Source organism: Streptomyces sp. SUK 48 (genome assembly GCF_009650765.1).
Taxonomy (GTDB): domain Bacteria; phylum Actinomycetota; class Actinomycetes; order Streptomycetales; family Streptomycetaceae; genus Streptomyces.
Genome location: NZ_CP045740.1, coordinates 3,602,656 through 3,628,065, shown reverse-complemented (window position 1 = coordinate 3,628,065; position 25,410 = coordinate 3,602,656). Strand labels below are relative to the sequence as shown.

Annotated in this window: 21 protein-coding genes and 1 riboswitch; of the genes, 14 read left to right on the top strand and 7 right to left on the bottom strand. The window is 73.0% G+C overall.

Going from position 1 to position 25,410, the window contains the following annotated elements; translation table 11 throughout:
* The first annotated feature begins 2 nt into the window (after positions 1-2).
* Both GHR20_RS15530 and nuoN read left to right on the top strand, forming a co-directional pair.
* Positions 3-1,574, top strand: coding sequence for an NADH-quinone oxidoreductase subunit M (locus GHR20_RS15530; RefSeq protein WP_148026493.1), 1,572 nt, complete (start codon positions 3-5; stop codon positions 1,572-1,574).
* Complete coding sequence (gene nuoN, locus GHR20_RS15525) at positions 1,571-3,220, top strand: NADH-quinone oxidoreductase subunit NuoN (RefSeq protein ID WP_153813503.1); 1,650 nt, start codon at positions 1,571-1,573, stop codon at positions 3,218-3,220. Before GHR20_RS15530 ends, nuoN begins: the two co-directional genes overlap by 4 nt.
* A gap of 106 nt (positions 3,221-3,326) precedes the next feature.
* Here nuoN and GHR20_RS15520 read toward each other — a convergent pair whose 3' ends face one another.
* Positions 3,327-3,884 carry a hypothetical protein gene (locus tag GHR20_RS15520; RefSeq protein ID WP_153813502.1) on the bottom strand — a complete coding sequence of 186 codons (558 nt, stop codon included), beginning with the start codon at positions 3,882-3,884 and terminating at the stop codon, positions 3,327-3,329.
* A 308-nt stretch (positions 3,885-4,192) separates the two neighbouring features.
* Between GHR20_RS15520 and recQ the strand changes: the two genes are divergently transcribed.
* Positions 4,193-6,184 carry a DNA helicase RecQ gene (gene recQ / locus GHR20_RS15515; RefSeq protein ID WP_243878356.1) on the top strand — a complete coding sequence of 664 codons (1,992 nt, stop codon included), beginning with the start codon at positions 4,193-4,195 and terminating at the stop codon, positions 6,182-6,184.
* 53 nt (positions 6,185-6,237) lie between these two features.
* On the opposite strand, the gene GHR20_RS15510 is transcribed toward recQ, so the two are convergent.
* Entirely contained in the window at positions 6,238-7,176 is a 939-nt protein-coding gene (locus tag GHR20_RS15510) for a M56 family metallopeptidase (protein WP_111586904.1), read from the bottom strand.
* Positions 7,177-7,378: 202 nt separating this feature from the next.
* A complete protein-coding gene (gene fahA / locus GHR20_RS15505) occupies positions 7,379-8,599 on the bottom strand; it encodes a fumarylacetoacetase (RefSeq protein ID WP_153813500.1) in 1,221 nt (406 codons plus the stop codon).
* A 252-nt stretch (positions 8,600-8,851) separates the two neighbouring features.
* On the opposite strand from fahA, the gene GHR20_RS15500 reads away from it, so the two are divergent.
* The 3 genes from GHR20_RS15500 (at position 8,852) to GHR20_RS15490 (ending at position 12,422) form a co-directional block, all read left to right on the top strand.
* Entirely contained in the window at positions 8,852-10,114 is a 1,263-nt protein-coding gene (locus GHR20_RS15500; RefSeq protein ID WP_153813499.1) for an ATP-grasp domain-containing protein, read from the top strand.
* Between the two features lie 33 nt (positions 10,115-10,147).
* Entirely contained in the window at positions 10,148-11,359 is a 1,212-nt protein-coding gene (locus GHR20_RS15495) for an FAD-dependent oxidoreductase (RefSeq protein WP_153813498.1), read from the top strand.
* A 250-nt stretch (positions 11,360-11,609) separates the two neighbouring features.
* Positions 11,610-12,422 carry an HAD family hydrolase gene (locus GHR20_RS15490; protein WP_153813497.1) on the top strand — a complete coding sequence of 271 codons (813 nt, stop codon included), beginning with the start codon at positions 11,610-11,612 and terminating at the stop codon, positions 12,420-12,422.
* Between the two features lie 48 nt (positions 12,423-12,470).
* Here GHR20_RS15490 and GHR20_RS15485 read toward each other — a convergent pair whose 3' ends face one another.
* Positions 12,471-12,956 (bottom strand): transglycosylase SLT domain-containing protein, encoded by a 486-nt coding sequence (locus GHR20_RS15485; protein ID WP_153813496.1) that lies wholly within the window; start codon positions 12,954-12,956, stop codon positions 12,471-12,473.
* Positions 12,957-12,959: 3 nt separating this feature from the next.
* Positions 12,960-13,177, bottom strand: a riboswitch (cyclic di-AMP (ydaO/yuaA leader).
* A gap of 534 nt (positions 13,178-13,711) precedes the next feature.
* Here GHR20_RS15485 and GHR20_RS15480 point away from each other — a divergent pair.
* The 4 genes from GHR20_RS15480 to GHR20_RS15465 all read left to right on the top strand — a co-directional run bounded on the left by GHR20_RS15480 (position 13,712) and on the right by GHR20_RS15465 (position 18,221).
* Positions 13,712-14,722: a polyprenyl synthetase family protein gene (locus GHR20_RS15480; protein ID WP_111586898.1), complete on the top strand. Its 1,011-nt coding sequence runs from the start codon at positions 13,712-13,714 to the stop codon at positions 14,720-14,722.
* Between the two features lie 328 nt (positions 14,723-15,050).
* Positions 15,051-16,280, top strand: a complete 1,230-nt coding sequence (locus tag GHR20_RS15475; protein ID WP_153813495.1) for a sigma-E factor regulatory protein RseB domain-containing protein — start codon at positions 15,051-15,053, stop codon at positions 16,278-16,280.
* Positions 16,281-16,399: 119 nt separating this feature from the next.
* Positions 16,400-17,356: an ABC transporter ATP-binding protein gene (locus GHR20_RS15470; protein ID WP_153813494.1), complete on the top strand. Its 957-nt coding sequence runs from the start codon at positions 16,400-16,402 to the stop codon at positions 17,354-17,356.
* Positions 17,343-18,221 (top strand): ABC transporter permease, encoded by an 879-nt coding sequence (locus GHR20_RS15465; protein ID WP_153813493.1) that lies wholly within the window; start codon positions 17,343-17,345, stop codon positions 18,219-18,221. Before GHR20_RS15470 ends, GHR20_RS15465 begins: the two co-directional genes overlap by 14 nt.
* Here GHR20_RS15465 and GHR20_RS15460 read toward each other — a convergent pair.
* The gene (locus tag GHR20_RS15460) at positions 18,211-19,332 is read right to left on the bottom strand and encodes an amidase (RefSeq protein ID WP_153813492.1); all 1,122 of its coding nucleotides are present in this window, start codon (positions 19,330-19,332) and stop codon (positions 18,211-18,213) included. The two genes, GHR20_RS15465 and GHR20_RS15460, sit on opposite strands and share 11 nt — an antisense overlap.
* A gap of 197 nt (positions 19,333-19,529) precedes the next feature.
* Between GHR20_RS15460 and GHR20_RS15455 the strand changes: the two genes are divergently transcribed.
* From GHR20_RS15455 to GHR20_RS15440, 4 genes are all read left to right on the top strand, one after another.
* On the top strand, positions 19,530-20,969 hold the full coding sequence (locus GHR20_RS15455) for a tetratricopeptide repeat protein (protein ID WP_153813491.1): 1,440 nt from the start codon (positions 19,530-19,532) through the stop codon (positions 20,967-20,969).
* A 259-nt stretch (positions 20,970-21,228) separates the two neighbouring features.
* Entirely contained in the window at positions 21,229-22,383 is a 1,155-nt protein-coding gene (locus GHR20_RS15450; RefSeq protein ID WP_153813490.1) for a helix-turn-helix transcriptional regulator, read from the top strand.
* 154 nt (positions 22,384-22,537) lie between these two features.
* Complete coding sequence (locus GHR20_RS15445; RefSeq protein WP_153813489.1) at positions 22,538-22,945, top strand: ATP-binding protein; 408 nt, start codon at positions 22,538-22,540, stop codon at positions 22,943-22,945.
* Positions 22,942-23,103: a hypothetical protein gene (locus GHR20_RS15440; protein ID WP_153813488.1), complete on the top strand. Its 162-nt coding sequence runs from the start codon at positions 22,942-22,944 to the stop codon at positions 23,101-23,103. The genes GHR20_RS15445 and GHR20_RS15440 overlap by 4 nt, the downstream gene beginning before the upstream one ends.
* Before the next feature lie 183 nt (positions 23,104-23,286).
* Here GHR20_RS15440 and rarD read toward each other — a convergent pair whose 3' ends face one another.
* Positions 23,287-24,273: an EamA family transporter RarD gene (gene rarD / locus GHR20_RS15435; protein ID WP_153813487.1), complete on the bottom strand. Its 987-nt coding sequence runs from the start codon at positions 24,271-24,273 to the stop codon at positions 23,287-23,289.
* Between the two features lie 151 nt (positions 24,274-24,424).
* Entirely contained in the window at positions 24,425-25,279 is an 855-nt protein-coding gene (locus tag GHR20_RS15430; RefSeq protein WP_153813486.1) for an SDR family oxidoreductase, read from the bottom strand.
* Positions 25,280-25,410: the final 131 nt, after the last annotated feature.

Genomic DNA, 25,410 nt, shown 5'->3' with positions numbered 1-25,410 from the left:
CGATGTCCTTTCCCCTGCTGACAGCGACGGCGGCGCTCCCCGCCCTGGGAGCCGTCGCCACGGCCGCCGTACCGGCCGCGCGGCGCACCGCCGCCAAGTGGCTGGCCCTGCTCGTCTCGCTCGGCACGCTCGCGCTGGCGATCACCGTCCTGGTCCGCTTCGACCCGGGCGGCGCCCGCTACCAGTTCACCGAATCCCACTCCTGGATCCGCGACTTCGGGGTGCGCTACGAGCTGGGCGTGGACGGCATCGGGGTGGCGCTGATCGCGCTGACCGCCGTACTGATCCCGTTCATCGTCCTGGCGGGCTGGCACGACGCCGACCCGCTGGAGACCGGCAGCCGCCGCTGGCGCCCCACCCAGGGCTTCTTCGCGCTGATCCTGGCGGTCGAGGCGATGGTCCTCATCTCCTTCGAGGCCACCGACGTCTTCCTGTTCTACATCTTCTTCGAAGCCATGCTGATCCCGATGTACTTCCTCATCGGCGGCTTCGGGGACCGCGCCCACGCCCAGGGCGAGGAGGCGGCCGCCACCCAGCGCTCGTACGCGGCGGTGAAGTTCCTCCTCTACAACCTGGTCGGCGGTCTGATCATGCTGGCCGCGGTGATCGGCCTCTACGTGGTCGCCGGGAACTTCTCCCTCCAGCAGATCGCCGAGGCGCGGGCCGGCGGCTCGCTGCACATGGCGACGAGCACCGAGCGCTGGCTGTTCCTCGGTTTCTTCTTCGCCTTCGCGGTGAAGGCACCGCTGTGGCCGCTGCACACCTGGCTGCCCAACGCCATGCAGGAGTCCACCGCCCCGGTCGCCGTCCTCATCACGGCGGTGGTCGACAAGGTGGGCACCTTCGCGATGCTCCGCTTCTGCCTCGGGCTGTTCCCGGAGGCCAGCAGGTGGGCGACGCCGGTGATCCTGGTCCTGGCGCTGATCAGCATCGTCTACGGCGCGCTGCTCGCGGTCGGCCAGCGGGACATCAAGCGCCTGGTGGCGTACGCGTCGATCTCCCACTTCGGCTTCATCATCCTGGGCATCTTCGCGATGACCAGCCAGGGTCAGTCCGGCGCCACCCTCTACATGGTCAACCACGGTATTTCCACCGCCGCGTTGATGCTGGTCGCCGGGTTCCTGATCTCCCGGCGCGGCTCGCGGCTCATCGCCGACTACGGCGGGGTGCAGAAGGTCGCCCCGGTGCTCGCCGGCACCTTCCTGATCGGCGGCCTGGCCACCCTGTCGCTGCCCGGCCTCGCGCCGTTCGTGAGCGAATTCCTCGTCCTGGTCGGCACGTTCACGCGCTACCCGGTGATCGGGATCATCGCCACCTTCGGCATCGTGCTCGCCGCGCTCTACACCCTGGTGCTCTACCAGCGCACCATGACGGGCCCGGTGAAGCCGGAGGTCTCCACGATGCCCGACCTGCGGGTGCGTGAGGTCCTGGTCGTCGCCCCGCTGATCGTGCTGCTGATCTTCCTGGGCGTCTATCCGAAGCCCGTGACGAACATCGTCAACCCGGCGGTCAAGCACACCATGTCCGACGTCCAGAAGAAGGACCCCAAGCCCGAGGTGGAGGCGGCCAAGTGAGCACCCCAGCCGTCCACAGCCTGTGGACAACCGCGGCCGACCGCATCCCCCAGATCGGCGCGCCGAAGATCGAATACGGGCAATTGTCGCCCACGCTGATCATCCTCGGCGCCGCGCTGGTCGGGGTGCTGGTCGAGGCGTTCGTGCCGCGCAGGTCCCGTTACTACGCGCAGGTGTTCGTGTCGGTCGTCGCCCTGTGCGCCGCGTTCGCCGCGGTGATCGGGCTCGCCGCCGACGGGTACGGCACCACGAAGGCGCACATCGCCGCCATGGGCGCCATCGCGGTCGACGGCCCCTCGCTGTTCCTCCAGGGCACCATCGTGCTGGCCGGTCTGGTGGGCCTGTTCACCTTCGCCGAACGCCGGCTCGACCCGGAGGCGCACGGCAACCGGGTGGACTCCTTCGCCGCGCAGGCCGCCGCCGTGCCGGGCAGCGACACCGAGAAGGCCGCGCTCAAGGCCGGGTTCACCACCACCGAGGTCTTCCCGCTGCTGCTCTTCGCGGTCTCCGGCATGCTGGTCTTCACCTCGGCGAACGACCTGCTGACGCTCTTCGTCGCGCTGGAGGTCTTCTCCCTGCCGCTGTACCTGCTGTGCGCGCTGGCCCGCCGCAAGCGGCTGATGTCGCAGGAGGCCGCGGTCAAGTACTTCCTGCTGGGCGCGTTCGCCTCCGCGTTCACCCTGTTCGGCATCGCGCTGCTGTACGGCTACGCGGGCTCGGTGTCGTACGCCCGTATCGCCCAGGTCGTGGACGGCTCGGTCACCGATGTGAACCCGGCGCTCGCCGACACCATGGGCAATGACGCGCTGCTGCTCATCGGCGCGGCCCTGCTGGTGATGGGCCTGCTGTTCAAGGTCGGCGCGGTGCCGTTCCACATGTGGACGCCCGACGTCTACCAGGGCGCGCCCACCCCGGTGACCGGCTTCATGGCGGCGGCGACCAAGGTGGCCGCGTTCGGCGCGCTGCTGCGGCTGCTGTACGTCGTGCTGCCGGGGATGCGCTGGGACTGGCGCCCGGTGATGTGGGCCGTGGCGATCGTCACCATGCTGGGCGGCGCGATCGTGGCGATCACCCAGACCGACATCAAACGGCTGCTGGCGTACTCGTCCATCGCGCACGCCGGGTTCATCCTCGCGGGTGTCATCGCGACCTCGAAGAACGGCGTGTCGTCGGTCCTGTTCTACCTGGCCGCCTACTCGTTCGTGACGATCGGCGCCTTCGCGGTGGTCACGCTGGTGCGGGACGCGGGCGGCGAGGCGACCCATCTGTCCAAGTGGGCCGGGCTCGGGCGGCGTTCCCCGCTGGTGGCGGCGGTCTTCGCGGTGTTCCTGCTGGCCTTCGCCGGTATCCCGCTGACCTCCGGCTTCGCGGGGAAGTTCGCCGTGTTCAAGGCGGCGGCGGCCGGGGGCGCGGTCCCGCTGGTCGTCATCGGTGTGCTCTCCTCGGCGATCGCGGCGTTCTTCTACATCCGCGTGATCGTGCTGATGTTCTTCAGCGAGCCGAAGCCGGAGGGGCCGACGGTGGCCGTGCCGTCCCCGCTGACGACGCTGGCGATCGGGCTCGGCGTGGCGGTCACGGTGGTGCTGGGCGTGGCGCCGCAGTACTTCCTGAACCTGGCGAACCAGGCGAGCGTGTTCGTGCGCTGAGGGCGCTTGGCCCCGGCTGGGCGCGCCCGGTCCCATGCGAAGGCCCCGGTTCCGTCCGCGGAACCGGGGCCTTCGGCGTTCCCGTCGCATGCGGCGCCGCCGCGGCTCAGCCCGGGGCGCCCGGGTACGGGCACTTCACGTCGGGGTTCCACTCGTAGAACAGGCCGCTGGGGTTGTTCTTGTAGAGCCAGGCGTGCAGCGAGTAGTGGGTCGGGATGGTCGAGTTGTGGTGCGCGGTGACCGGGCCCTCGAACTTCCGGCCGAACATCGTGGGCCGCGCGGTGTTCTTGCCGGCCTTCACGATCCACTCCACCCCGGTGAGCCTGCGCCCGCCCTTGCCGTCGTCCTCGTAGAGCAGGGCGGCGGGCCTGGCCGGGTCGAGCGAGCCGTAGTACTTGGGGTTGATGTAGTGGTAGCCCATGGCGCCCATGCTGTCGTTCATGTCCATGGTGCAGGGGTTGGGCCGGTATCCGGCGGCCACGGCGAGCGGCACGGACCGGTACTTCGCGGTGGCCGACACCGTCGTCGTGAGCTGTTTCCAGACGGAGGGGTCGACGGGCCCCCGGTCGGCCCGGGCGGGGGAGGCCGCGAGGCCGAGGCCGACGGTGGCGGCGACGAGGGCGAGGGCGGGTCTGGTCAGGCGAGCGGGCAGATGAGCGGGCATGGTGCGGGGCTCCTTGCTCCTGGGGGAGGAGACGGGGTCGCACCGAGAAGGATGGTCCGCGGCGGGGGTGGCGGGCCATCGGGAGCGGCCATTCGGGTGACAGTGGTGTGACGTAGAGTGATGGCCGGGCGCCTTGGGAGAGGTCCGGGGCCTGTCTTGCTCGCACATCCGTTCGCAGCCTGTGGATAACTCCGGGGCTGTCGGTGCGGACCCCTATCGTTGAGGCAGTGGTGGGCAGACGGCGCACGACGGCACACGGGGGACCGACGGGGGACAGGACGATGGAAGCGACGGGCGGGATCAGCGAGATGCCAGTGGTGACCGAGGGACCCGGCGCGGACGCGAGCGAGGCGCTGACCACGCTGCACCGGGTCTTCGGGTACAGCGCCTTCCGGGGCGAGCAGGAAGCGATCATCGAGCATGTGGTGGCGGGCGGCGACGCCCTGGTGCTCATGCCCACCGGCGGCGGCAAGTCGCTGTGCTACCAGATCCCGGCCCTGGTCAGACCGGGCACCGGCGTGGTGGTCTCACCGCTGATCGCGCTCATGCAGGACCAGGTGGACGCGCTGCGCGCCCTCGGCGTGCGGGCCGGGTTCGTCAACTCCACCCAGGACTTCGACGAGCGGCGCACCGTCGAGGCCGAGTTCCTGGCCGGCGAGCTGGACCTGCTCTATCTGGCGCCGGAGCGGCTGCGCCTGGACAGCACCCTGGAGCTGCTCTCCCGCGGCAAGATCTCCGTCTTCGCGATCGACGAGGCGCACTGCGTCTCCCAGTGGGGCCACGACTTCCGCCCCGACTACCTCTCGCTGAGCCTGCTCGGCGAGCGCTGGCCGGACGTGCCCCGGATCGCCCTGACGGCCACCGCGACCCGGGCCACCCATGAGGAGATCACCCAGCGGCTGAACCTGCCGGCGGCCCGCCACTTCGTCGCCAGCTTCGACCGGCCCAACATCCAGTACCGGATCGTGCCCAAGACCGACCCGCGCAAGCAGCTACTCGCCTTCCTGCGGGAGGAGCACCCGGGCGACGCGGGCATCGTGTACTGCCTCTCGCGCAACTCGGTGGAGCGGACCGCGGAGTTCCTGAGCGCCAACGGCGTCGAGGCGGTGCCGTACCACGCGGGCCTGGACGCGGGCACCCGCGCCGCGCACCAGTCCCGGTTCCTGCGCGAGGACGGCCTGGTCGTGGTGGCGACCATCGCGTTCGGCATGGGCATCGACAAGCCCGATGTGCGCTTCGTGGCCCACCTGGACCTGCCCAAGTCCATCGAGGGCTACTACCAGGAGACCGGCCGCGCGGGCCGTGACGGACTGCCGTCCACCGCCTGGATGGCGTACGGACTCAATGACGTGGTGCAGCAGCGCAAGCTGATCCAGTCCGGCGAGGGCGACGAGGCGTTCCGCCGCCGGGCCGCCTCCCACCTGGACGCGATGCTCGCGCTGTGCGAGACCGCCGGGTGCCGGCGCGGTCAGCTGCTCGCCTACTTCGGCCAGGAGCCCGGCGCGGCCGCCTGCGGCAACTGCGACACCTGCCTGACCCCGCCGGAGACCTGGGACGGCACGGTCGCCGCGCAGAAGGTGCTGTCCACGGTGGTGCGGTTGCAGCGCGAACGCGGACAGAAGTTCGGCGCTCTGCAGATCGTGGACATCCTGCTCGGCAAGCGCACCGCCAAGGTGATCCAGTTCGACCACGACCAGCTGTCCGTCTTCGGCATCGGCCAGGACCTCGCCGAGGGCGAGTGGCGCGGCGCCGTCCGCCAACTGCTGGCCCAGGGGCTGCTCGCGGTCGAGGGGGAGTACGGCACGCTGGTGCTCACCGAGGAGAGCGGCACGGTGCTGCGCGGCGAGCGGGAGGTGCCGCTGCGCAAGGAGCCGAAGAAGCCGGCCGTCTCCCGGTCGGCCTCGGGCTCCGGTTCCGGCCGGGGCGGCGGCAAGGCCAAGGCCGCCGTGGCCGAGCTGCCCGAGGAGCTCCAGCCCGCCTTCGAGGCGCTGCGGGTGTGGCGCACCGGGCAGGCCAAGGAACAGGGCGTGCCGCCGTACATCATCTTCAACGACGCCACCCTGCGCGCGATCGTCTCCCGCATGCCGGGCTCCCTGCGGGATCTGGCCGGCATCAGCGGGGTCGGCGAGAAGAAGCTGGCGACGTACGGCGAGGAGGTGCTCGCCGTGCTGGCCTCCCTGGACGGAGCCGCCCCGGCCGCCACCGCCCGGGCCGCCACCGAGCCGCCCGCGCCGGGCGAGGCCCCGGAGGACGACTGGCCGGGCCCGGAGGACGAGCCGGAGCCGGACGACTGGATATAGCCGGGCCCGGGGCCGGCGGCTCGCACGGCGCCGCCGGTTCCGGAACCGGTGCCTCAGGACAGTGCCTTGAGCCCCGGGGCGAAGGTGATCAGCAGCGGGAGGAGCGGGACCAGCGCGGCGACCGTCGTGGTCAGGGCGCGCTGGCGGCGCAGCAGCCGCGGGGGCGGTTCCAGCAGGCGGTCCACCCGCTCGCCCAGCAGCCGGCGGCTGGAGGCGCAGGACAGCACGCCCCGGTGCTGGTTCAGCTCGATCAGCGCCAGCGCGGTGGTCAGATGGCCGCAGCGCCGGGAGGCTGCGTCGTCCGCGGCCAGCTCCACCAGGCGGTGCGTCTGGTCCCGGAAGTGGGCGAAGAGCGGCACCCGGGGAAAGCCCGCGGCGAGCGCGGTGGACAGGTGCAGCAGCCAGTCGTGGTGGGCGCGCGCGTGGCCGCGCTCATGGGTGAGGACGGCGTCCAGCTGGTGGCCGGTCAGCCGGTGCAGCGCGCCGGTGGTGACCACCAGCTGCGGGGGATGCCCCGGCATCCACCAGGCGTCCGGGTACTCGTCCTCCAGCACCAGCATCGGGCCCCGCGCCATCGGCAGTCCGGCGGGCAGATCGGGGGCGCGTTCGCGCAGCTGGGCGCGGGCCTGGCCGCGGCTGCGGCGGGCCTCGACCAGTTCCCGGCCGAGCATCGCCGTGGTCCAGGCGGCGCCGCCGGCCAGCAGGACGGTGAGGACACCGGCCCACACCGGCGCGGCGGAGAGGTCGTAGGCGGCGGTGACGGCGGGCGGGGCGGGGGCGAACACATGCTCGCGCACGGTGTGGAAGACCGCCGCGGTGCCCAGCGTCAGCGCGGCCAGGCAGCACAGCAGCACGGTGGCGACCAGGCACTGCCACACCCACAGCGCGACCACGGGTTCCCGTTCGGGCCAGTCGGCCCGGGTCAGCGCGCGCGGGGCCGGCCCGGCCGCCGTCAGGGCGACGACGGTGAGCAGGAGCAGGCAGACGGTCATGCCGGGGCTCCGGTTCCTGGTCGGAGAGGGGTTCGCGGACGGGTGGCGCGAAGGGGGCGGCGCACGGGCGGCCGCCGTAGGTGGTGCGTGCTGTCGCCAGTATGACGAAGAGGGGCGCCGCGAGTCAGGTACCGGGAGCGAACCGTCCGCCCCCGGCCCGCCCCGCGGCGCCCAAAGGATCAGGCCGAGGGCACGATCCGGATCAGGCGGAGGGCACGATCCGGCCGGTCACCTCGCCGAGGCCCACCCGGGTCCCGTCCGGGCCCGGCGCCCAGGCCGTCAGGGTCACCACGTCGCCGTCCTCCAGGAAGGCGCGCTTGCCGTAGGGCAGTTCGAGGGGGTTGCGGCCGTTCCAGGTCAGCTCCAGCAGCGAGCCGCGCTCGCGCTGCTCGGGTCCGCTCACGGTGCCGGAGCCGTACAGGTCGCCGGTGCGCAGGGAGGCGCCGTTGACCGTCATCTGGGCGAGCTGCTGGGCGGCCGTCCAGTACATGGCGGAGAAGGGCGGCTCGGAGATCACCTCGCCGTTCAGGGCCACGGAGATCCGCAGGTCGTAGCCGCCGGGCTCGATGCCGGGCGCCGCGTCGTCCAGGTAGGGCAGCAGCGGGTGGGTGCGCTCGGGCGGCGCCACCCGGGCGTGCTCCAGGGCGTCCAGCGGGGTGATCCAGGCCGACACCGAGGTCGAGAAGGACTTGCCGAGGAACGGGCCGAGGGGGACGTACTCCCATGCCTGGATGTCGCGCGCGGACCAGTCGTTGAGCAGGAACAGCCCGAAGACGTGCTCGCGGAAGTCTCCGAGCGCGACCGGGGTCCCCAGCTCGCTCGGCACGCCCACGACGAAGCCGACCTCGGCCTCGATGTCCAGCCGGATCGAGGGGCCGAACACCGGCGCCGGGTCGGCGGGACCCTTGCGCTGACCGGAGGGGCGTACGACATCCGTGCCCGAGACCACGACGGTGCCGGAGCGGCCGTGGTAACCGATCGGCAGGTGCTTCCAGTTGGGGGTGAGGGAGTCTGCGGCGTCCGGGCGGAAGACCTTGCCGACGTTACGGGCGTGGTGCTCCGAGGCGTAGAAGTCGACGTAGTCCGCGACCTCGAAGGGCAGGTGCAGGCTCACCTCGGACAGCGGGTGGAACAGGGGCGCGAGGGTCTCGCGGTGTGCGGGATCGGTGACCCAGGAGGTGACCGCGGAGCGCACCTCGGTCCAGGTGGCGCGCCCGGCCGCCAGCAGCGGGTTGAGACTGGGCCGGGCGAGGAGTGCTTGGTGCGGCGAGCCGAGGGCCGCGGCCGCGGCGCCCGCGTCGAGGACCTGGTCCCCGAGCCGGACGCCCACCCTGCGCTCCGGGCTGCCGGAGGGCGAGAACACGCCATAGGGAAGGTTGTGCGGGCCGAAGGGGTCGCCCTCGGGGACGTCGAAGGGGGGCATCGGGGTACTGCCTCGCTCTCATCCAGGCCATGCGTGGCGATGCGTTGCACGTGATCGAGCCACACGTTACGGCCGGGACACCGGTCTTGGGCAGTGGCTGGGGGGTTGCCCCCGTAGTGCCTCAAGAGTTCGCAATGTCCGAAAGACCCTTGTCGGAGGCGGTAGTTCCGGCTTAGCGTCCTTCAGGGGAGACGGACGGGGTGGATCGGACGGGGTGGATCCGTTCCCCCGGGGGGACACGTGGGGGGACCCGTGGCCGAAGACACCGTCGGTGCGCCCGTGGAGGTGGACCGTGAGGTGCCGGGACTGATCGTCAAGTTCGGCGCCTACCCGCTGCACCACGGCGGGGTGGGCGCGATCCGCAGCCTGGGCCGGCTCGGCGTGCCCATGTACGCGATCACCGAGGACCCCTACACCCCGGCGGCCGCCTCGCGCTATCTGCGCCGGGCGTTCGTCTGGCCGACGACCGGCGCGGAGGACCCCGGGCACCTGGTCGAGGGGCTGCTGCGGATCGGCCGCCGGATCGGCCGCCCGGCCGTGCTGATCCCGACGGACGAGGAGGCGGCCGTCCTGATCGCCGAGCAGCGCGCCGCGCTGGCCGGACCCTTCCTCTGCCCGCGGGTGGACCCCGCGCTGCCGCGCCGGGTGGCCAGCAAGCAGGGGCTGCACGAACTGTGCGAGGCGCACGGGCACGGGCTCGCCAGCCCGGCGGCGGCCTTCCCGCGGTCGTACGAGGAGGTCGTGGCCTTCGCCGACACCGCGAGCTTCCCGGTGGTGGCCAAGAACCGGGAGGCGTTCCTGCGCCGCAGCCGGCCCGCCGTGGGCGGCACCACGCGGATCGCCTCCCGCGCGGCCCTGCTCGCCCTGGCCCGCGAGTGGGGGCCGGACCCCGGGGTGATCCTCCAGGAGTACCTGCCGCGCGAGCAGGCCGAGGACTGGATCGTGCACGCCTGCTTCGACCGGGACGCGGACCCGCTCGCGCTGTTCACCGGGGTGAAGGTCCGCTCCTGGCCGCCGCACGCGGGCATGACCGCGCACGCGTACGTCGTCGACAATCCGGAACTCGCGGGCCTGGCGGCGCGGTTCGTGAAGCGGATCGGGTTCAGCGGCGTCGTCGACCTGGACCTGCGCTTCGACCGGCGCGACGGGCGGTACAAGCTGCTGGACTTCAATCCGCGGATGGGCGCGCAGTTCCGGCTGTTCGAGAGCGCGGCGGGCGTGGACGTCGTCCGCGCGCTGCACCTCGATCTCACCGGGCGGCCCGTGCCCGAGGGGGAGCAGCGGGCCGGGCGGCGCTACGTCGTGGAGAACATCGACCTGCCGGCCCTGCTCGCCTACCGACGCGGCGGCTATACGACCCCGCACGCGCCGGCGCGGGCGAGCGGGACGGAGCTGGCCTGGTTCGCGGGGGACGATCCGCTGCCGTTCCTCACCATGCTCGCCCGCTTCGCGCGGCCGGGCGCGCGGCATCTGCGCCAGCTGTGGCGGGCCCACCGCCGCGGCACCACCCACTAGGCCACGAGGAAACGCGTCCTGGGGAGGGACTTCGTGATCCGACCGGTTGCAGTCATCGGGGCGGGGCCGTTCGGCCTGTCCACCGCCGCCCATCTGCGGGCGCGCGGCCTGCCCGTACGGGTCTTCGGCGACCCCATGGTCAGCTGGCGCGCCCATATGCCCGAGGGCATGCTGCTGAAATCGACCCCCGCCGCCTCCAGCCTCGACTGCCCGCAGCCCGGCCACACCCTCGCCGACTACTGCGACGCGGTGGGCATCCGCCGGCCGGCCGGCGACGCGGACGTGATCCCGGTGGAGACGTTCACCGGGTACGGCGAGTGGTTCCAGCGGCGGCTCGTGCCGGAGCTGGAACGGGTGCGGGTGGTCTGCGTCGAGCCGGCCGGGCGGGACGCGGGCCGGGGCTTCGCCCTCACGCTGGACTCGGGGGAGTCGTTCACCGCGCGGGCGGTCGTGGTGGCCACCGGGCTGTCCGGTCTGGCGCATCTGCCGGCCGGGCTGCGGCAGGCGGCCGGGGCCGGGCCCGCGCCCGACGGGCCCGTCTCGCACAGCTCCCAGCACCACGACCTCACGCGTTTCGCCGGCAAGGAGCTGATCGTGGTCGGCGCCGGGCAGTCCGCGCTGGAGACGGCCGCGCTCGCGGCGGAGGCCGGGGCCCGGGTGCGGGTGGTGGCGCGGGGGCGCGGCCGGGTCGCGTTCGGGGCGCCGCCCTGGGAGCAGCCGAGGCTGCGGCCCGAGTCGCCGTTCGGGCGGGCCTGGTCGCTGTGGGCGTTCAGCTACTGCCCGCACCCCTACCGCTTCCTGCCCGAGCCCACCCGGCACTTCCTGGTGCGCCGGGTGCTCGGCCCGCTCGGCGCCTGGTGGCTGCGGGAGCGGTTCGAGGGCGCCGTACAGGTGACGGAGGTCGAGCGGGTGCTGGGCGCGGCGGCGCGGGACGGCGGCCCGGTGCTGACCGTGCGCACCCACGGCGGCCGCACGGAGGCCCTCACCGCCGACCATGTGATCGCCGCGACCGGGTACCGCGTGGACATCGCCGCGATGGACTTCCTCGGCCCCAGCCTGCGCACCCACCTCGCCACCAGCCGCGGCGCCCCGCGCCTCGGCGCCGGCTACGTCTCCTCGGTCCCCGGCCTCTACTTCACGGGCCTGCCGGCCGCCTCCTCCTACGGCCCGGTGATGCGCTTCGTGTGCGGCACGGAATTCGCCTCGCCGCGGCTGGCGGGGCATCTGGCGGGGGCGCACGGGTGAGCGCGGGGGCCGGGGGGCGCGGGGGCGCGGGGGCCGGGGGCGGGGGCGCCGGACCGAGGGTGCGCGGGTGAGCGCCGGGCAGGGAGCCGCCGTACCCCCTCTGCCACCCTTCCTCCCCGTCGTCCCCCGCCCCATCAGGACGCCGCCCAAGCCCACTTGAAGCCGGCCCCCGCGCAAGTCCGGGCGATGACACGGGAGTCGGGGGAGGACGCGAGGGGCTGCGGAGGGGGCGGGTCCGTATTCTCGGATCATGGTTGCCTCCCCCGCGTACGCACTGATCGCCACCGACCTGGACGGGACGCTGCTGCGCGGCGACGACACCGTCTCCGAGCGTTCGCTGGCCGCGCTCGCGCGGGCGGAGCGGGCCGGGGCCCGGCATCTGGTGGTCACCGGCCGCCCGGCCCCCAGAGTCCGCCCCCTCCTGACCGCCCTCGGCAGTACCGGGCTCGCGGTGTGCGGGCAGGGCGCACAGGTCTACGACGCCGGGTCCGGCCGCATGCTGTGGTCGGTCCGGCTGGACCGGGAGCTCGCCGAGACCGCGCTCGGCAAGATCGAGGCCGAGGTGGGCCCGGTGTTCGCGGCCGTCGACCAGGACGGCACGGACGGGCTCACCCTGACCGAACCCGGATACCGGATGCCCCACCCGACCCTGCCCGCGGTCGGCGTGGCCCGGCGCGACGACCTGTGGCGGGCACCGATCAGCAAGGTGCTGCTGCGCCACGCCACCCTGTCCGACGACGAGTTGGCGGCGGTCGCCCGCTCGGTGGTGGACTCGCTGGCCACGGTCACCATGTCGGGACCCGGCACCGTGGAGCTCCAGCCCTGCGGGGTGACCAAGGCGACCGGGCTCGCGCTGGCCGCCGAGCGGCTCGGGGTCCCGGCGGAACGCGCCCTCGCCTTCGGTGACATGCCCAACGACATCCCGATGTTCCGCTGGGCGGCGCACGGCGTCGCGATGGCGAACGCCCACCCCGAGCTGAAGGCGGTCGCCGACGAGGTCACGACCGCGAACGAGGACGACGGCATCGCCGTCGTCCTCGAACGGCTGTTCCCGGCCGGATGACCGGGAACAGCGGTGGTGCCACGGGCCGCCGCGACGGCCCGGCGCCGGTCAGTAGGCGCCGTTGACGTTGTCGATCGAGCCGTACCGCGCGGCCGCGTAGTTGCAGGCGGCGGTGATGTTCGCGACCGGGTCGTAGATGTTGAACGACGTTCCGGCCACGTGGTACGCGTTGAAGGTCGGGTCGATCACCTGGAGCAGACCCTTGGACGGTATGCCCTTGGCCGCGTTGGAGTCCCACAGGTTGATGGCGTTCGGGTTGCCCGAGGACTCACGGATGATGTTGCGGTGGATGCCGTTGTAGGTGCCCGGGATGTGCTTCTCGGCCATGATCGCGAGGGACTCGCGGATCCAGCCGTCGAGGTTGTTCGGGTACCCGGCGGGCGTGGTGGCGGCCGAGGTCGTGCCGGTGGTGGCGGACGCGGTCGCCGCGCCCACGAGCGGCATGGCGAGCACGGCCGCGCCGGTGCCGGCGACGGCGATCAGGCGGACGAGACGGTTGGCGCGGGTGCGGCGCGGCTGAACGGCAGCAGACATGGGGACGTTCCTCTCCTACGCCTGCGAGGTGAGCTGTCGGGTTCGGGCGGGGAGGTGCCCGGTCGCGCCCCGTGAGAGGCGCGGCTTTACCCCAAGCCGTTCCGTGCGAACACGCGGTGCGGCGCGCTGTGTCACGCGCCGCACCCCGTGAGTCGTCCGGTCCGGCGACTTACCTGGGTCCCCCGCTCCTGCCGTACGAATGAGTTCGTCGATGGGTGTACGGGCGGCGGCAGGATGAGGCGTCCGCCCGATGGGTCGGGAACGTATGCGAGAGCACATGCCGGGAACAAGCTCTGAATTGTTATATCGCGGCATTTGGCCTTGATCATCAGCCTATGGGGTACTTGATCCTTTGCGAATGCCAATACTCAACTCGCTTACGCCGCACGGCGGGAAGGGGTGTCGAAGGGTTACCGGCGGGAAGGCGGTCAGGTGACCCACTTCACGAAATGGCAAACTGTGGAAAATCGGGCATGGGGGATTCGTCCCCCCGGCGGAGTCGGGTCGGTACTCCTTTCATCTCCGGGATCGTGATGAAGTTCCCGATTACCTGTTAAGTCGATAAATGTCCGTTGTCATCATCCGAGCGGGGGTATGCCGGTCATGACCCGATACCGCCCGGGCTGGACGGGTGGGCGCAGGGTGGGCGCTATCGGTGATCGAAACCGGACCGGATACGCTGACTTGAGTGATGGCAGCGACCTATCGACAAACCGCGTAATCGCCAGCAGACACCAGCAGACAGGAGACCCCTCGTGACCGTCGTCGGGCCGTTCGGGCTGAGCGTGCGGGACCAGGCTCTCGAAGCCGATGTCCAGGCCGGATTGGCGGCTGTCGAGGAGGGCCTGCTAGAGGCCACCAAGAGCGAGGTCCCGTTCATCACGGGGGCCGCCCAGCACCTCGTACGGGCCGGCGGGAAGCGCTTCCGGCCGCTGCTCGTGATGCTCGCGGCGCAGTTCGGCGACCCCTACGCGCCCGGTGTGGTGCCCTCGGCCGTGGTCGTGGAGCTGACCCATCTGGCCACGCTCTACCACGACGACGTCATGGACGAGGCCGCCGTACGCCGGGGCGTGGACAGCGCCAACACCCGCTGGGGCAACTCCGTCGCGGTCCTCACCGGCGACTTCCTCTTCGCCCGCGCCTCCCAGATCCTCGCCGACCTCGGCCCCGAGGCGGTCCGGGTCCAGGCCCTCGCGTTCGAACGCCTGGTCACCGGCCAGATCCTGGAGACCGCCGGACCGACCGACGGCCGCGACCCGGTCGAGCACTACCTGGACGTCCTCGGCGGCAAGACCGGCTCGCTGGTCGCGGTGTCCTGCCGGTTCGGCGCGATGATGTCCGGCGCCGACGAGACGGTCGTGGACGTGCTCACCCAGTACGGCGAGCGGCTCGGCGTGGCCTTCCAGCTCGCCGACGACTACCTGGACATCGCCTCCGACTCCCAGGAGTCCGGCAAGACCCCCGGCACCGATCTGCGCGAGGGCATCCCGACGCTGCCCGTGCTGCGGCTGCGCGAGCGGGCCGCCCGGCTCGGCCTGCCCGAGGACCTCGCCCTGTGCGAGCTGCTGGACTCCGACCTCAGCGACGACGCCCGGCACGCCGAGGCGCTGGCCGCGCTGCGCGCCCACCCGGCCCTGGAGCAGGCCCGCCGGGACACCGTGCGGTACGCGGAGGAGGCGCGCGCCGCGCTCGCCCCGCTGCGGGAGTGCGACGCCAAGGTGGCGCTGACGGAGCTGTGCGACGCGGTGGTGCACCGGGCCGGATGACCGGCCCGTCCCGGCCTGGGACGACCACCCGTTCGGCGTCCACCAGGTGGCCGTACCCCGGGTTCCGGCCGCATGCTGCCCTGGGGACGAGTTCGAGCCCCAGGACGAGTTCGAGCCCAGGGACGAGTTCGAGCCCCCTAGGGGTGCCCCCTACGTGTCATACCGCAGTCGTACGCCGAGTTGGCTCCGAGGGCTGACGCTTCCGCACCGCGGATTTGGTCGTATGGACACCACGGACATCACCACTCCTCACCGATTCGGGTGAGAATGGCGGCTCGGGTGGACCAGCGTGAGGGCAGCCGCCGCCGACGACGGAGGTAAGGCACACATGGCACCGTACGAATCCGACGACGCAGTGCGCGCCGAGCGGGACGAGGAGACGCGCTCGGGCCGCCGCAAGGCCGCGCGGTACGCCGTCCCGGTCGCGGTGGTCGGGGTGGCCGCGGCCACCATCGGGCTGGTCCCGGCGCTCGCCGACTCCGGCGACCCGGACCTGCCCAAGGTCACCGCGCAGCAGCTCATCAACAAGATCGCCCAGTCGGACGTGCAGCAGCTGTCCGGCACCGTGAAGATCAGCACCGACCTGGGGCTGCCGGACCTCGGCGGCCTGGAGAACAGCCTCGCCTCCGGCATGGGCCAGGGCTCCGGCGCGGGTTCCGGCTCCGCCGCCGACCCGAGCTCCCGGCTGACCGAACTGGCCTCCGGCACCCACACCCTGCGGGTCGCGGCCGACGGCCCGGACCGGCAGAAGCTCTCGCTCCTGGAGCAGGGCGCCGAGTACAGCGTCATCCACAACGGCAAGGACGTCTGGGGCTACGACAGCAAGAGCGACCAGGTCTCCCACGGCACCGCGTCCGCCGCCGGCAAGGACCGGGCCGAGCCCCCGGCCACGCCCAAGGACTTCGCCCAGCAGGCGCTGAAAGCGGTGGACGACACCACCTCGGTGACCGTCGACGGCACCGCCCAGGTCGCCGGGCGCGACGCCTACAAGCTGCTGATCAAGCCCCGCCAGTCCGGCACCACGGTCGGCGCGATCAGCATCGCCGTGGACGCGAAGACCGGCATGCCGCTGAAGTTCACCCTGACCCCGAGGAGCGGCGGCGCCGCCGTGCTCGACGCGGGCTTCACCCAGGTCTCCTTCGCCCGGCCGGCCGCCGCCACGTTCGCCTTCACCCCGCCGAAGGGCGCGAAGGTCACCGAGCGGCAGGACGGCGCGGGCACGGAGGCCGGCAGGCCCGGCCTCGGCAAGGGCCTGGAGGGCACGGACGGCGCCAAGGGCCTCGAAGGCGCCAAGGGCGCCCCCAAGGTGATCGGCAAGGGCTGGACCTCCATCGCCACCGTCGACACCGGCGCCAAGGGCGGCCTGCCCACCGGTGCCAAGGGCGGCGACCTCGGCGGCTTCCTCGGCTCGCTGGGCGACAAGGTCTCCGGGAAATTCGGCAAGGGCACGGTCTTCACCACCCGCCTGGTCAACGTCCTGATGACGGACGACGGCAAGGTCTACGCGGGCGCGGTCACCAAGGACGCGCTGGTGAAGGCGGCCGACGCGGGCAAGTAGGCCGCACCGCGCCGAGGGAGCCGACGGCCGCGGAGACCCGACGGCCGAGGGGCGTCGACGGGGGAGCGGCGTCGACGGGGGAGCGGGCGGGAGCCGACGGAAGTCGAGGGGGGAAGCCGATGGACCCGGTACGGCCCGGGGCGGCGGACGGCGTGATCGCCACCCGCGGCCTCACCAAGCGCTACCGGGGCGGCCAACTCGCCGTGGACGGTCTCGACCTGACCGTCCCGGCGGGCAGCGTCTTCGGCTTCCTCGGCCCGAACGGCTCCGGCAAGACCACCACCATCCGCATGCTGATGGGCCTGATCGAGCCGACCTCCGGCACGGCCCGCGTCCTGGGCCTGCCCATGCCGCGGGCCGCCCGGACGGTCCTGCCGCAGGTCGGCGCGCTCATCGAGGGCCCCGCCCTGTACGGCCATCTCTCCGGCCGGGACAACCTGCTGCGCCTCGACGCCGCCGACCCGACCGCCGACCCGCGCACCCGGGGCGCCCGGACCGCCGCCGCCCTGGAACGGGTGGGCCTCGCGGCGGCCGCGGGCAAGCGGGCGAAGGCGTACTCGCTCGGCATGAAGCAGCGCCTGGGCCTGGCCGCCGCGCTGCTGCGGCCGCGCCGGCTGCTGGTCCTGGACGAGCCGACCAACGGCCTGGACCCGCAGGGCATGCGCGAGATCCGCGCCCTGGTCAGGGAACTCGCCGCCGACGGCACCACCGTCTTCCTCTCCTCCCACCTCCTCGACGAGATCGAGCAGGTGTGCACCCATGTGGCCGTGATGGCCCGCGGCCAACTCCTCGCCCAGGGCGCCACGGCCGACCTCGCGGCGGGGGCGCGGGACCGTCTCGTGGTGACCACCCCGGACCCCGTGGACGCGGCCCGGGTGCTGAAGGAACAGGGCGCCGCCGAGGTCACCGCCGACGGCGAGCAGGTCACCGGCGAGCCGCCCGACCGCGACCTCGCCGAGGTGAACGCGGCCCTGGTCGCGGCGGGCGTGCGGGTCCGGGGGTTCACCCTCCGCCGGGCCTCCCTGGAGGACTCTTTCGTGGCGCTGACGGGGGAGGGTTTCGATGTCGCGCGCTGACACGGCGTCCACAGGGGGTGGGGCCGCCGCCCGGCCCCACCCCCTGTGGACGCTGGGCCTGCTGCGCAGCGAACTGCGCACCACGCTCCGCCGCTGGCGGGCGCTGGTGCTGCTCGGGGTGCTGGCGGCGGTGCCGGTGCTGATCGGGGTCGTGGTGAAGGTCCGGGCGGGCGGCGGTCCCTCCGGCGCGGCCGGGCCCGCCTTCCTCGGCCAGGTCACCGGCAACGGTCTCTTCCTGGTGTGCACGGCGCTGGCCGCGACCCTCCCGTTCTTCCTGCCGATGGCGGTCGGGGTCGTCGCGGGCGACGCGATCGCGGGCGAGGCCGACGCGGGCACCCTGCGCTACCTCCTGGTGGCCCCGGCCGGCCGCACCCGCCTGCTGCTCGTCAAGTACGCGACGGTCGTGGCGTTCTGCCTGCTGGCCACGCTGGTGGTCGCCGCCTCCGCGCTGCTGACCGGCGTACTGCTCTTCCCGGTCGGCGACCTGATGACCATCTCCGGTACGACCATCAGCTTCACCGACGGCCTGGGGCGGGCCCTGCTGATCGCGCTGGTGGTGGCCGCCTCCCTGGTCGGGGTCGCCTCCCTCGGCCTCTTCGTCTCCACCCTGACCGACAGCGGCATCGCGGCGATGGCGGCCACCGTCGGCCTCGTCGTCACCGCCCAGATCCTCGACCAGTTCCCCCAGTTGCACGCCGTACGGCCGTATCTCTTCTCCCATTACTGGCTGTCCTTCGCGGACCTGATGCGCGACCCCGTCTACTGGCCCGACCTCGTGCGCGGCCTCGGCCTCCAGGCCCTGTACGCGGCGGTGTTCGGCTCGGCGGCCTGGGCGCGGTTCACCACCAAGGACATCAGCACGTAGCCGAACCGGCCACCGCCGGCAGCAGGTCCTCCCGCCCCGGCGCCGCCACGAGTTGCAGCCCCACCGGGCAGCCGTCGCGGCCGAGCCCCGCGGGCAGGCTCAGCGCCGGATGCCCGCTGAGGTTGAACGCCCAGGTGAGGGCCGTGGAATAGCGGTCGCCCGGCCCGTCGTGGCCATGGGCGGCGCAGGGGGTGGTGGGGGTCAGCAGGAGGTCGGCGTCGCGGAAGAGGGCGGCGAGCCGGCGGTCGTTGGCGGCGCGGACGCGGGTCGCGGTGCGGAGGTCGCCGCCGCGCAGGGCGAGCCACGCGGGGGCCGGGTCCTCGAGGACGGGGGAGGGGCCGGGCAGGAGGTGTACGGCCTTCGCGTCCGCGAGCCGGCGGGCGGCGGCGTGGGCGAGCGCGACGGGCTCGGGGTCGGGGCCGGCGAAGCCGAGGTCCGGCGACCAGAGGGCGGTGGGCGTACGGCGCTCACGGCCACCGGGAGTTCCGGCTGTTTCGGCCGCGCCGCTCATCACCCGCCAGTACGCCTCCGCGTCCGCGGCGCACCGGGTCAGCACCCCGGGCACCGAAAGCCCCGTGCGGTCGGCGGAGGGCAGCCGCCCGTTGGTCGCCTTCAGCCCGACCACCCCGCACCACGCGGCCGGGATGCGCACCGACCCCGCTCCGTCGCTGCCGGTGGCCAGCGGCACCAGCCCGGCGGCCACGGCGGCGGCGGAACCCGCCGAGGAACCGCCGGGCGTACGGTCGTACCGCCAGGGGTTGACCGTACGGCCGTACCGCCCAAGTCCCCAGGTCTGCCAGGGGGTTCCCGGCCCCGGCACGGCGGTGGGCCCCACCGGCACGCACCCGGCGGCGATCAGCGGCCCCGCCGCGCGCAGCCCGTGCCGTCCCTTCACCCCGATCGGCACCCCGGCCAGCGGCGGCCGTTCCCCCGCCGCGATCCGCGCGTCCACCGCCCGCGCGCCCCGCAGCGCAGCCGCCTCCCACACCTCGGCGAAGGCGCACAGCACCGGGTCGACGCGCTCGATCCGCGCCAGCGCGGCGGTGACCGCCTCGACGGCCGTCGAGCGGCCCGCGCGCACGGCCGCGGCGATCTCCAGAGCGCTGGTCATGGTGCCGTCTCCCTCCCCCGGGTGGCGTCGTTGAACAGCACATCCGCGACCCCCGTCGCGGTTCCCGGCCGGACCCGGCGGGCCGTTGGGACGATGCTGTGACGTCGGCGTGACGCGGAGGCGGGCATGGAACGGACACACTGGTTCGCAGGACGCGTGCGGCCGGTGCGCGGCGCGGGGGAGTGAGGGAAGGACCGATGGCTCGACTGAGCTTCGAGAAGAAGCGGGTGCCGGGACCCGTGGCGCACCCGGCGGCGGTGCCCGTCCGGGTGTACGGCGCGGGCGGCGCGTCCGTCGGCGGAGCGGCGGTCGTGGCGGCACCGGGCGAGGACATCCAGCAGGCCGTCCTGAACCACCTCCAGCGCCTCGCCATCAGCCTCGGCACCCCCATCCGGGCCACCGTCCAGGACGACCGCGCCGGCTGCGTCGTCCCGCTGGAGGTGTCGGCGGACGGCTCCAGCCGGGCCACCGGCAAGGCGGTCCGGGTCGCCCAGCCGGAGGCACCGGAGTTCCTCCGGACCCCGAGGGGCGAGTTCGGCCCGGCACCGGTCATGGAGGCGGCGACGCCGGGTGCGCCGTCGCCGGACGAGGCCGGCTCCGGCCGGGCCACGGGCGCGCTCGTCATGGGCGGGGCCGCGTGCGAGACCGGGGCCGGGGCTGGGTCCGCTTCGGGGTCGGGGGCTGTGTACGGGTCGGTTTCCGGGTGCGCGTCGGGGTCCGGTGGGGTCGGGTCCGGGTCGGTCGCGGGTGTCCCGGAGACCGGTGGGGCCGGGGCCGGGCTCATGGCCGGGGCGGCGGTCGCGCCCGTGCCGGGCCTGCCCGGTTCCGCTGCGCCGGTTGCCGATGGCCCCGCGCCTGCCGCGGTCACCCCCGCTCCCTTCGCGGTCACCCCCGCTCCCGCCGTGGCCGCTCCCGCTCCCGCCGTGGCCGCTCCCGCTCCCGCCGTGGCCGCTCCCGCTCCCGCCGTGGACGTCCCCCGGCCGCTCGGCGCCGCGCCCGTGCCTGCTTCCGCGCCCGCGCCGAGGGTGCCCGAGGCCACCGGCTGGCCCACCGAGTCCGTCCCCGCGACCACCGCCACCCCCACCCCGCCGCGCGGCTTCGACGCCGTGGCCGAAGAGGTGCTCGGGGACGGTCCGGTGACCGAGACCGCGGAGGGGGCCGAACTGCTCACCGAGCCGATGACGCGGATCAACGAGGCCGTGCGCGCGGGCCGGATCGAGGACGCCGCGGAACTCGTCGAGCGCACGGTCGAGGAGGCGGCCGCCGTCCTCGGCGCCGGCCACGCCGAGGTGCTGCACCTGCGCGAACTGGCCGCCTACATCGCCTACCTGGCGGGCGAACCGGTCCGCGCCTGCCGGCTCTCCCTGGACCTCGCCCGGCTGCGCCGCACCGCGCGGGACACGGAGGCGGCCTACGGCAATGTGCAGAGCGCCGCGACCGCCTGGCGTGCCGTACGGGACCCGCAGGAGGGACTGCGCCTGGGCCGCGACCTGATAGACCTCTGGGCCGACCTCGCCGCCGAACCGGGCCCCGCCGCCGACGACCCCCGCCCCCTGGAATCCGCCCGCGCCCGCATGCTCCGCCTCACCGACCGGGCCTCCCGGGCCGAGCGGTCGGCCGAGCACGGAGCGGCGTAACCGCTCGGCGCACGAGGCGAAACGATTAGTCCCCTACGACCCCTCAGGCGCCGGAGTCACGAGACGCCGGGGTCACGCGTCCACCGGCGCCCCACCCTCGGTCTCCGTCCGGGGCGCGTCGAGCCTGGTCTCCTCAAGCACTCGGCTCAGGACAGCGGCAGGTCCACGAGCATCACGGCGTAGACCGGAGAGTCCGGGAACGGCTGGTCCTCCCCGACCTTCCGGGTACTGTCGGAAGTAAGCCATCGAAGGAGAGTCCATGTCCGACGAACACGGCATCGGGGACCGGCTACGCGAGATTCGCAAACGGCGGGGCCTCTCACAGCGCGAACTGGCGCAAGCTTCGAAGGTCAGCCACTCGTTGATCAGCAAGCTTGAACAGGGCGTCGTCACTGACACGCGCATGGAGACTGCCCGAAAACTGGCCAACGCCCTGCGGGTGCCCACTACTGCGCTCGTGACGCGAACGGCTGCCGAGCCTCACCTCGCGCCCGAGCCCTGGCAAGCTCTCCAACGCGCCGTGGAGCGTCCCGCCGAACAGCCCCACGAAGAGCCGACGACCAGAGGAGTTCTGGGCGGCCTGGAGGGCGTCAGAGCGGCCCACTTCGGCAAGCGGATGCGTGAAGCTGTGGACCTGCTGGTGCCGCTGCTGAGGGACGCTGAAGCCCTCGGAGACGCCCCAGCAGTGCGGGCCGCCCGTGCTCAGCTTCTCCAGATCGCCGGATCGACCTTGACGAGCGCCCGCCAGTTCGCTGCTGCTGAAACCGCGTTGCGTCGGGCCCTTGACGAAGCTCCGGATCGCCTCCGGGCCGCAAGCGTCATCACCACCTGGACATGGCTGCTCGTGCGGCAAGGACGATTCGATGCTGCCCGTGAGATGGCGGTGAAGTGGGCGGACGACACAGAGCCTCGGATTTCCCGGGCGACTGCCGAGGAGATCGCGGCTTGGGGATGGCTGCTTATCCAGGGGCATGCGGCGGCGCTCCGGGACAATCGGGGAGGGGAGGCCGCTGACATGCTGCGCCTCGCCCGGTCGGCGGCGGTCGCTACCGGCCCGCTGGACCACGGTGACGTACGGATCGCCACTTGGGGGCCCGCCACGGTCGCTTACAAGGCCGCCGAACAAGGCGTCGTGACGGAGCGGCCGGAGGAGGTCCTGGAGATCGCTTCCCGGCTGAAGGGCGGCAAGGGTTCCGAGTATCACCGGCACCGGCTCGATGTGGCGAAGGCGTACACGATGACGCACCAGCACGGCCACGCACTGGAAGTACTGGGGGAAGTGGCGGCCGAGGCACCGGAGTGGATTGCCGAGCAGCCCTACGCCCGTGACACGCTGGCTGACACGATCGCCCGCCGACGCACCCTCACGGATGAGACCCGTCAACTTGCTGACTTGGTGGGTCTCCCGATCTGAACTCCGCTTTTGATACTTCGACCTGACGGCCCGCCAGACTGTCATTGAGTCGCCGACGCAGCGTCGTCACGGTTGAGAGCATGAGTCCTCTTCCATGCTCCGTTGCCTGCGTGTGCCGGCCCCGGAAAGTCCCAGACGGGGGTGTCCGGTGACCATGACCACCAAGTCCCGTCCGACCGGACACCCCGGCTACAGCGAGACCTTGCCCAGACAGCCCGAGAGCGCCGTCACCGCCCGGCGCCTGGTGCGCACGGCGTGCACCGCGTGGGGACTGCCCGGGACGGCTGAGGACGGCGCTCTAATCGTCTCCGAGTTAGTAGCCAACGCCGTGCGGCACGCCCGGCGGGAATCCATCCGCGTCATGGTGGAGCGCATCGCGCCGGACACGGTCCGCGTGGCCGTGGCGGACTTCTCCCATGCGCTGCCCGAACTGTGCACGCCGAAGGACGACGATGAGGGCGGCCGTGGCCTGGCCCTCGTGGCGGAGCTGGCGGCTGACTGGGGCACGCACGAGCGGCGCTGGGGCAAGGTCGTGTGGGCGGAGCTGGAGGGGCGCGGATGAGCGACGACGAGACCTCCGGCCGCAGCCTGGCCCGGGCCCACCTGTCGCAGTTGATCGAGTTGTTCGGCACGGACGGGTGCCTGCGCATCAGCACCGGCTCCTCTGCGCCCGACCCGGCCGCCGTCACGGCAGAGCCGGAGGGCGACGAGCGGACGTGACCGCCCCGGCGCGCGGTGAAGGCCCGGCGGTGAACTCCGCCGAACCGGGCCCCGCCGCCGACGCCTCCCCCCTGGAATCCGCCCGCGCCCGCATGCTCCGCCTCACCGACCGGGCCTCCCGGGGCCGGCCGACCGGCCGAGCACGGAGCGGCGTAACCGCCCCGCGTACGGCTGCGGAAACGATCAGACGTCGACCGGGGACCCGCCCGGAGCCTCGGTACGGGGTGCGCCGGGCCGGGCCTGTGAGACCTTCGACTCCAAGGCGGCCAGGGCCTTCCTCGACCGGCGTGCCGAGTGCAGGGCGCTGCCCGTGAGCAGCAGCAGGGCCACCCACACCAGAGTGAAACCGACCCAGCGCTCCGGCGGCATCGCCTCGTGGAAGTAGAGGATGCCCAGCAGGAACTGGAAGACCGGGGCCAGATACTGGAGCAGGCCCAGGGTGGACAGCGGCACGCGGATCGCCGCCGCGCCGAAGCAGACCAGCGGCAGCGCGGTGACGACACCGGTGGAGGCGAGCAGCGCCCCGTGCCCCGCGCCCTCGGTCGTGAAGGTGGAGTGCCCCCGCGCGCCGAGCCAGAGCAGATAGCCGAGCGCGGGCAGGAACTGGATCGCGGTCTCGGCGGCCAGCGACTCGACACCGCCGAGTCCCACCTTCTTCTTCACCAGCCCATAGGTCGCGAAGCTGAACGCGAGGCAGAGCGAGATCCACGGCGGGCGGCCGTAGCCGACGGTCAGCACGACGACCGCGGCGAAACCCGTCGCCACCGCCACCCACTGCGCCGGCCGCAGCCGCTCCTTCAGCAGCAGCACCCCCATGGCGATGGTGACCAGCGGGTTGATGAAGTACCCGAGGGACGCCTCCACTACATGGCCGGCGTTCACGGCCCAGATGTACACGCCCCAGTTGACGGTGATCACCGCGGCGGCCACGACCACCAGGGCCAGCCGGCGCGGCTGGCGCAGGAGTTCTCCGGCCCAGGCCCAGCGCCGTACGAACAGCAGCGCCGCGGCGACGAAGACCAGCGACCACACCATCCGGTGGGCGAGGATCTCCATCGCCCCGGCGGGCTTCATCAGCGGCCAGAACAGGGGGACCAGGCCCCACATGCCGTAGGCGGCGAAACCGTTCAGCAGACCTGTGCGGTGCTCACCCTTGGACGTCCCGGGCACGGGCCCTCCCTCCGCTCCTCATGCGCCGACGTGCGCGCGGGCACGAAGGTAACGCCGCGCGCCCCCGGCTGTCATGCCCGTATCGCCATACGGTCATGACAGCCGGGGGCGCGGAGGGGACGGCCCCGGCCGGGTGCCGGCCAGGTGCCGGTCAGTCCTTGAACGCGGCCTCGACGGCCTGCGCCAGCGGGGTCGTCGGGCGGCCGGTCAGCCGGGAGAGGTCACCGGAGTCGACCACCAGCTCACCGCGCGAGATCGAGGTGTCCACCCCGGCGAAGACGGCGGCCAGCGGCTCGGGCAGCCCGGCGCCGGTGAGGATGCCGAGCATCACCTCTTCGGTGACCGCGTTGTACGCGATCTCCCGGCCGGCCGCGCGGCTCAGCTCGGCCGCGTACTCGGCGAAGCTCCACGCCACGTCGCCGCCCAGCTCGTACGTCCGGTTCTCGTGGCCCTCGCCGGTCAGCACCGCGACCGCGGCGGCCGCGTAGTCGGCGCGGGCGGCCGAGGAGACCCGGCCCTCGCCGGCCGCGGCCACGACCGCGCCGTGCTCCAGCACCGGGGCGAGCCGCTCGGTGTAGTTCTCGTGGTACCAGCCGTTGCGCAGCAGCGTGTAGGGCAGACCGGAGGCGAGCAGCACCTCCTCGGTGGCCCGGTGGTCGTCCGCCAGCGTGGCCTTCAGGCTGCCCGGGGCGCTGGTGTACGCGAGCAGCGCCACGCCCGCCGCCTTCGCCGCCTCGATCACCACGGTGTGCTGCCGCACCCGGTCGTTGTCGAACTCGTTGCCCGAGATCAGCAGGACCTTGTCGCCCGCGGCGAACAGGGTGTCGAAGGTCTCGGGGGCGTTGTAGTCGGCGACGGCCAGCTTGACGCCGCGGGCCGCGAGGTCCGCGGCCTTCTTCTCGTCGCGTACGACGGCGGTGATCCGCTCCGCCGGGACCTTCTCCAGCAGCTGCTCCACGACGTGGCGGCCGAGGTGTCCGGTGGCTCCGGTGACGACGATGCTCATGGTCTCTGACACTCCTTGCGAGGGGGTTAGAGCACTAACCATACGGCTAGCGCTAACTAAAAGAAAGTGCACCCTCGTCCGGACATCCCCCGGGCACGCGAAGAGGCCCGGGAACGGTCGTCCCGGGCCTC